General features: G+C 60.5%; 6 protein-coding genes. All 6 read right to left on the bottom strand.

Annotated elements, in window-relative coordinates; all coding sequences use genetic code 11:
* Positions 1-78: 78 nt before the first annotated feature.
* The 6 genes from I6E39_RS10920 to pyrH all read right to left on the bottom strand — a co-directional run bounded on the left by I6E39_RS10920 (position 79) and on the right by pyrH (position 5,596).
* On the bottom strand, positions 79-1,155 hold the full coding sequence (locus I6E39_RS10920; protein WP_235381614.1) for a M50 family metallopeptidase: 1,077 nt from the start codon (positions 1,153-1,155) through the stop codon (positions 79-81).
* 27 nt (positions 1,156-1,182) lie between these two features.
* The gene (locus I6E39_RS10915; RefSeq protein ID WP_235381613.1) at positions 1,183-2,319 is read right to left on the bottom strand and encodes a 1-deoxy-D-xylulose-5-phosphate reductoisomerase; all 1,137 of its coding nucleotides are present in this window, start codon (positions 2,317-2,319) and stop codon (positions 1,183-1,185) included.
* Between the two features lie 281 nt (positions 2,320-2,600).
* Positions 2,601-3,422, bottom strand: coding sequence for a phosphatidate cytidylyltransferase (locus tag I6E39_RS10910; protein WP_235381612.1), 822 nt, complete (start codon positions 3,420-3,422; stop codon positions 2,601-2,603).
* Between the two features lies 1 nt (position 3,423).
* A complete protein-coding gene (locus I6E39_RS10905) occupies positions 3,424-4,173 on the bottom strand; it encodes an isoprenyl transferase (RefSeq protein WP_235381611.1) in 750 nt (249 codons plus the stop codon).
* Positions 4,174-4,282: 109 nt separating this feature from the next.
* Positions 4,283-4,837 carry a ribosome recycling factor gene (gene frr / locus I6E39_RS10900; protein ID WP_235381610.1) on the bottom strand — a complete coding sequence of 185 codons (555 nt, stop codon included), beginning with the start codon at positions 4,835-4,837 and terminating at the stop codon, positions 4,283-4,285.
* 42 nt (positions 4,838-4,879) lie between these two features.
* Positions 4,880-5,596: a UMP kinase gene (gene pyrH, locus I6E39_RS10895; protein WP_235381609.1), complete on the bottom strand. Its 717-nt coding sequence runs from the start codon at positions 5,594-5,596 to the stop codon at positions 4,880-4,882.
* Between the last annotated feature and the right edge of the window lie 275 nt (positions 5,597-5,871).

Genomic DNA, 5,871 nt, shown 5'->3' with positions numbered 1-5,871 from the left:
CCCCTACGAAGCCATATTGTAAACCGTGCGTAGGGGGCGGCGTCCCCGACGCCCCATAATACATCCATAAACTTGAATTTATCTTCCGAACAATTTCCCCACATCGCTGAGGGTGACCACCAGCATCAGGGCCATCAGGGCCGCCAGACCGGCCATATGGACGTATCCCTCATACTTGGGGTCGAGCTTCTTTTTGAACAGGGCCAGCAGAAGGCCGTTCAGCAGCAGGAAAAAGATCCGTCCTCCGTCCAAAGCAGGCAGGGGCAGAAGATTCATCACCGCCAGATTGACAGCGATCAGGGCGGCAAAGTTGGCCATATTCCGGGCCGCCATGACCGGCGTGGGCGAAAGCTCTGGGTCGCTGCCCACTTCAGCCATGGTGTTGGTGATCCCCACCAGGCCGGACAGGTCCCGGATCCCGGCCTGACCGGACACCAGATCGCCCAGACTGAGCCACACCAGCCGCACATAGTCCAGAGCGTCGTAGCAGGTGAACAGCAGCTTATTCCCCAGGGTGGCGGGCAGGACCGTGACGCCGATCTGCAGTCCGCGCTGATAGATAGGCTCGCCGTTCTCATCCACACCGGCCTGCTGCAAGGGCATGTAGAGATCCTCCAGCACGACCCGTTCCCCGTCCCGCTGCACCACCACGTCCACGGTCTCTCCGGCGCGGCTCAGGAACAAAAACAAATTGCTGTAATTGTAGATCCGGTGCCCGTCCACGGACAGCACCTGGTCTCCCGGCTGTAGGCCGCAGTCCTCCAGGCCGAACCCCGGCGTGAAGTCCTGGATCACGGGCAGCACGAACCCCTGGACCGGGAGATTCAGGGCCAGCAGGATCAGAAGTCCTGTGAGGAAATTCATGGCCGCTCCGGCGCACAGGATGATAAACTTCTTCCAGCCCGCCGCCCGTCCGAAGGCACGGGGATCGGCGGAGTCGTCATCCTCCCCCTCCATGGCGCAGTATCCGCCAATGGGTAGGGCTCTAAAACTGTAAAGTGTTTCACCCTTCTCCCTGCTGAAAACAGCGGGACCCATACCGATGGAAAACTCGTTCACCTTCACCCCCAGCCATTTGGCGGCGGCGAAGTGGCCCAGCTCGTGGGTGGCGATGAGAACGCCGAAGATCAGGACGGCAATAATGACGTAGAACATAGAACCTCCAAATTACTTGCCGGCAAATTACAGCGCGGCCTCCCGGGCGGCGGCGTCCGCCTCCAGGATATCCGCAAGGCCGGGCTCCCGCACCACCGGCACCTTGGCCATGGCCTGGGCCACCCGGTCGGCGATCTCCAAAAAGCCGATCTTGCCCGCCAGGAACTGGGCCACCGCCGCTTCGTTGGCGCCGTTGAGAATGGCCCCGGCGGTACCGCCGGTCCTGGCCGCCTCCAGCGCCAGCGCCAGACAGCGGAAGGTCTCCAGATCCGGGCTGCCGAAGGTGAGCGGGCCGCAATTCCACAGATCCAGCGGATTGGCCGGACCGGGGACCCGCTTGGGCCAGGTCAGGGCATACTGGATGGGCAGACGCATATCGGGCGCGCCCAGCTGGGCGATCATGGCATTATCACAGTATTCCACCAGGGAGTGGATAATACTCTCACGGTGAATAACAATGGCAATTTTTTCCGGAGGCATGTGGTACAGGTGCATGGCCTCTATAAACTCCAGGCCCTTGTTCATCAGGGTGGCGGAGTCCACTGTGATCTTAGCCCCCATGGACCAGTTGGGATGACGTAAGGCATCTTCCCTTGTCATTCCTTGCAGCTGTTCTCTTGTCTTTCCATAAAAGGGGCCGCCGGAGCAGGTCAGGATGAGACGCTTCACCTCTCCCCTGTCCTTGTTCCCCTCCAGGCTCTGGAACAGGGCGGAGTGCTCCGAGTCCACGGGCAGGATCTGGGCGCCGTAGTCCTTGGCCTCCTCCAACACCAGCTGGCCGGCGCACACCAAGGTCTCCTTGTTGGCCAGCGCGATGCGCTTGCCTTCCCGGATGGCGGCCAGAGTGGGACGCAGACCTACCATGCCCACCACGGCGGTGATGACGGTGTCGGCGCTGGGGATGGCGGCGGCCTCCAGCAGTCCCTCCATCCCGGACAGCACCCGGACGTTGGTATCAGCCAGCCGGATGCGCAGGTCGGCGGCGGCCTTCTCGTCCATCAGCACGGCCAGCTCCGGCTTAAACTGCCGGGCCTGCTCCTCCATGCGCTCCACGCTGGAGTTGGCCGTCAAAGCGGCCACACTCATGCCGCAGGCGGCAATCACATCCAATGACTGCCGCCCGATGGAGCCGGTGGAACCTAAGATCGAAATTCGTTTGCTCATACTCTTCACCTTTTTAGTTGTGGATTCTTTTCTTGAAAGAAAAGAATCAAAAGAACTTTGGTGCAAAACTCCGTTTTGCTTCCACTTTATACACGGAGTCCAATCATATGGTACGAAACATCATGCTGACGCCGGCCAATCCCACCGATCCATATAAAACGGCGACGCCATTCCTTACTGCTTCTCAATATCAAAAGAAGAAGCCTTTTGGACCGCCAGAGGCGAAACGAAGTTTCGCAGGAAGTTTTCTTTGCCTACTTTCTTTTTCAAAAGAAAGTAGGTCAGAAGGCGGGAAGCAGCTGCACCAGCAGCAGCAGCATGGGTGCGGCGAAGGTCATGGAGTCAAAGCGGTCCATCATGCCGCCGTGTCCGGGGAGCAGGTTGCCGTAGTCCTTCACGCCGCACTGGCGCTTGATCAGGGAGAAGGACAGGTCCCCCAGCTCGGTGATGGCGCTGCCCACCAGGCCGTAGAGGGCCATCACCGGGAAGGATACCTCCAGCCCGGCAAACCGCACCAGGATCAGGGCGTAAAGCAACATGAACACACAGCCGGACAGGATGCCGCCGACGTAGCCCTCCAGGGACTTGTTGGGGCTGACCCGGGTAATGCCCCGGTGCTTGCCCAGGAACACTCCGGCAAAATAGGCCCCCACATCGGTGAGGAAGGCGCAGATGACAGGCAGCAGCACCAGGTATTGGCCGTTTTCCATCCCCTTCAGCCGGACCAGGGAGGACAGGAACAGGGGGACGGCCACGCCGCCGAAGAGGCAGGCCATGACCTGCTCGAACCGTACCTCCTTCTCCTCGATGCCGTAGAGCCGGATGGCCGTGAAAAACAGGGCGGCCATGAGAAGCAGGGCAGCGGCCAGGGAGACCAGACTGCCCCCCCCCGCCCAATAGCCCATGGGGATGGCGGCGGCGGACAGGGCGGTGTAGACATACATATGGTTGTGGTGAACCACCTTGGTGGCCCGAAGCAGCTCATAAGAGGCCATGGCTACGATGACGGACACCGTCACCGCCAGACAGACGGGCGGCAGGAAAAACAGATCCACAAAGAACAGCGGGGCCAGCACCACCGCCACAAGAATCCGAGCTTTCAACTCACACACCTCCAAACCGGCGGTTTCGGCTCTGGTAAGCCGCGATGGCCCGGTGGAGCTCCTCCTTGGAGAAGTCGGGCCACAGCACGTCGGTGAAGTAAAATTCCGCGTAGGCGGACTGCCACAGCAGGAAATTGGACAGCCGCAGCTCTCCGCTGGGGCGGATGACCAAGTCGGGATCGGGCACCCCCCTGGAGAACAGATAGCCTCCGAACTGGTCCTGGGTCAGGTGGTTGGGGTCGGCCCTCCCCTCCAGGCAGTCCTGGGCGTAGGCCTTGGCCGCCCGCATCAGCTCATCCCGGCCGCCGTAGTTCAGGCAGATGTTCACCTGGCAGCCGTCATAATGCCGGGAAATCTCCCGGGTCCGCTCACACAGCTGGCGCAGCTCGGGAGTCAGCGGGGACAGGTCCCCGAAGAACTCCATCTTCACCTTGTCCCGTTCCATCTGACCGATGGCCTCCAGCAGGTACTTTTTCAGCAGCCCCATAATGGCGGCGACCTCGTCCTCCGGCCGCTTCCAGTTTTCCGTGGAGAAGGCGTATACCGTCAGATAATCCAGGCCGATGTCCTTGCAGTAAGTAGCGATGGTACGGAACGTCTCCGCACCCGCCGCGTGGCCGGCGGTGCGTGGCAGGCCCCTTTTCTTGGCCCAGCGCCCGTTGCCGTCCATGATGATGGCGATGTGCCGGGGCAGGCGGTCAAAATCCACCTGGGGCTCCGGCTGGTTGGTTTTCTTTTGAAATAAGGCCATTTGGCACCTCAATCCGGTCCGGCTTCCAGACCATTATAATCTCTCAAAACCGTCAAAGGGCCGCGGGGGACGGCTGCCCGGCCCCGCGGCCATGTATGGCTGGCCCGGATCAGACCGCCATCAGTTCCTTTTCCTTTTTCGCGGTCAGCTCGTCGATCTCCTTGCACCGCTTGTCGGTGATGTCCTGAAGCTCCTTCTCCAGATTCTTCTGGTCGTCCTCGGTGATCTCGGACTTCTTGACCTTCTTCTTGATCTCGTCCATGGCGTCTCGGCGGATGTTCCGGACGGCCACCTTGCCCTCCTCGCCATACTTGCGGACCTGCTTGGTCAGATCCTTACGGCGCTCCTCGGTGAGCTGAGGGAAGGCCAGGCGGATGATGCGGCCGTCGTTCTGGGGGTTGATGCCCAGATCGGAGGTCTGGATGGCCTTCTCAATGGCTTTGAGCAGAGAGGTATCCCAGGGCTGGATGGTCAAGGTCCGGGGGTCGGGAGAGGAGATGGCCGCCACCTGGTTCAGCGGGGTGGGCGTGCCGTAATACTCCACGCTGATGCGGTCCAGCACGCCGGCGTTGGCCCGGCCCGCCCGGACGGCGGCGAAGTTGGCCTTGACCACCTCGATGGTCTTGAGCATCTTATCGTCGTAAATCTTATTATCAGGGCTCATGGTCTTTTCTTCCTTTCCTTGTTCCAATTTCTCCGGAGCGGCTCAGCCGCCCACGATGGTGCCGATCTTCTCCCCCATGACGGCCCGGATGATGTTCTCCGGGTCCTTCAGCGCAAAGAGAAGAACGGGGATCTTATTGTCCATGGACAGGGAGGTGGCGGTGGAATCCATCACCTTCAGATGCTGGGCCAGCACGTCGTCATAGGTGATAGCGTCGTACTTGGTGGCGCTGGGATCCAACTTGGGATCGGCGGAGTAGACGCCGTCGATGTTCTTGGCCAGCAGGATGACGTCGGCGTCGATCTCGGCGGCGCGAAGCACCGCGGCGGTATCGGTGGAGAAGAAGGGGTTGCCGGTACCGCAACCGAAAATGACCACTCTCCCCTTCTCCAGGTGCCGGATGGCCCGGGACCGGATATAGGGCTCGGCGATGGCCCGCATCTCAATAGCGGTCTGGACCCGGACCTCCACGCCCTTCTGCTCCAGCACATCGGCCACGGCCAGAGCGTTGATGGCGGTGGCCAGCATGCCCATGTGGTCGGCGCGGACCCGCACCATCTGGTCGCCGCCGTCCTTCACACCGCGCCAGAAGTTGCCGCCGCCTACCACGATGCCGACCTGGACGCCCAGGTCCACACACCGCTTGACCACGTCGCACACCTGGCCGATGACATGAAAGTCCAAACCACGGGAGGCGTCGCCCGCCAGGGCTTCGCCGCTGATCTTCAACAAAACTCTTTTATACTTAGGCTGCTCCATGGGAACCACTCCTGTCTTTTTTCTTGCTTTTCTATTTTAATATAATTCTCCCCGTTTGCATAGGGGTGAAATCAAAGTTTTTCAAATTGTCCCACCGGCGCCAGTGGATCAGACGATATCGTTGACTGTGAAATGAGACGGGATGGATGGGCGCTTCACCGGTCTGCCCTGTATGCTTAGATCAAAAATTTTAGTTTATGGATGTATTATGGGGAGGGTTTCGCCCTGCTGGGCGAGTTCCTTTGCCCGCGGCGGCAAAGGAACCAAAACGCCGC

Source organism: Pseudoflavonifractor phocaeensis, from assembly GCF_021531375.1.
Classification (GTDB): domain Bacteria; phylum Bacillota; class Clostridia; order Oscillospirales; family Oscillospiraceae; genus Lawsonibacter; species Lawsonibacter phocaeensis_B.
The sequence above is the reverse complement of the archived record's forward strand: the minus strand, read 5'-3'. Positions and strand labels throughout refer to the sequence as shown.

Bases quoted from the DNA above. Each gene is read 5' to 3' on its own strand.
- I6E39_RS10920 (WP_235381614.1), bottom strand. From the start codon at position 1,155: ATGTTCTACGTCATTATTGCCGTCCTGATCTTCGGCGTTCTCATCGCC.
- I6E39_RS10915 (WP_235381613.1), bottom strand. From the start codon at position 2,319: ATGAGCAAACGAATTTCGATCTTAGGTTCCACCGGCTCCATCGGGCGG.
- I6E39_RS10905 (WP_235381611.1), bottom strand. From the start codon at position 4,173: ATGGCCTTATTTCAAAAGAAAACCAACCAGCCGGAGCCCCAGGTGGAT.
- frr (WP_235381610.1), bottom strand. From the start codon at position 4,837: ATGAGCCCTGATAATAAGATTTACGACGATAAGATGCTCAAGACCATC.
- pyrH (WP_235381609.1), bottom strand. From the start codon at position 5,596: ATGGAGCAGCCTAAGTATAAAAGAGTTTTGTTGAAGATCAGCGGCGAA.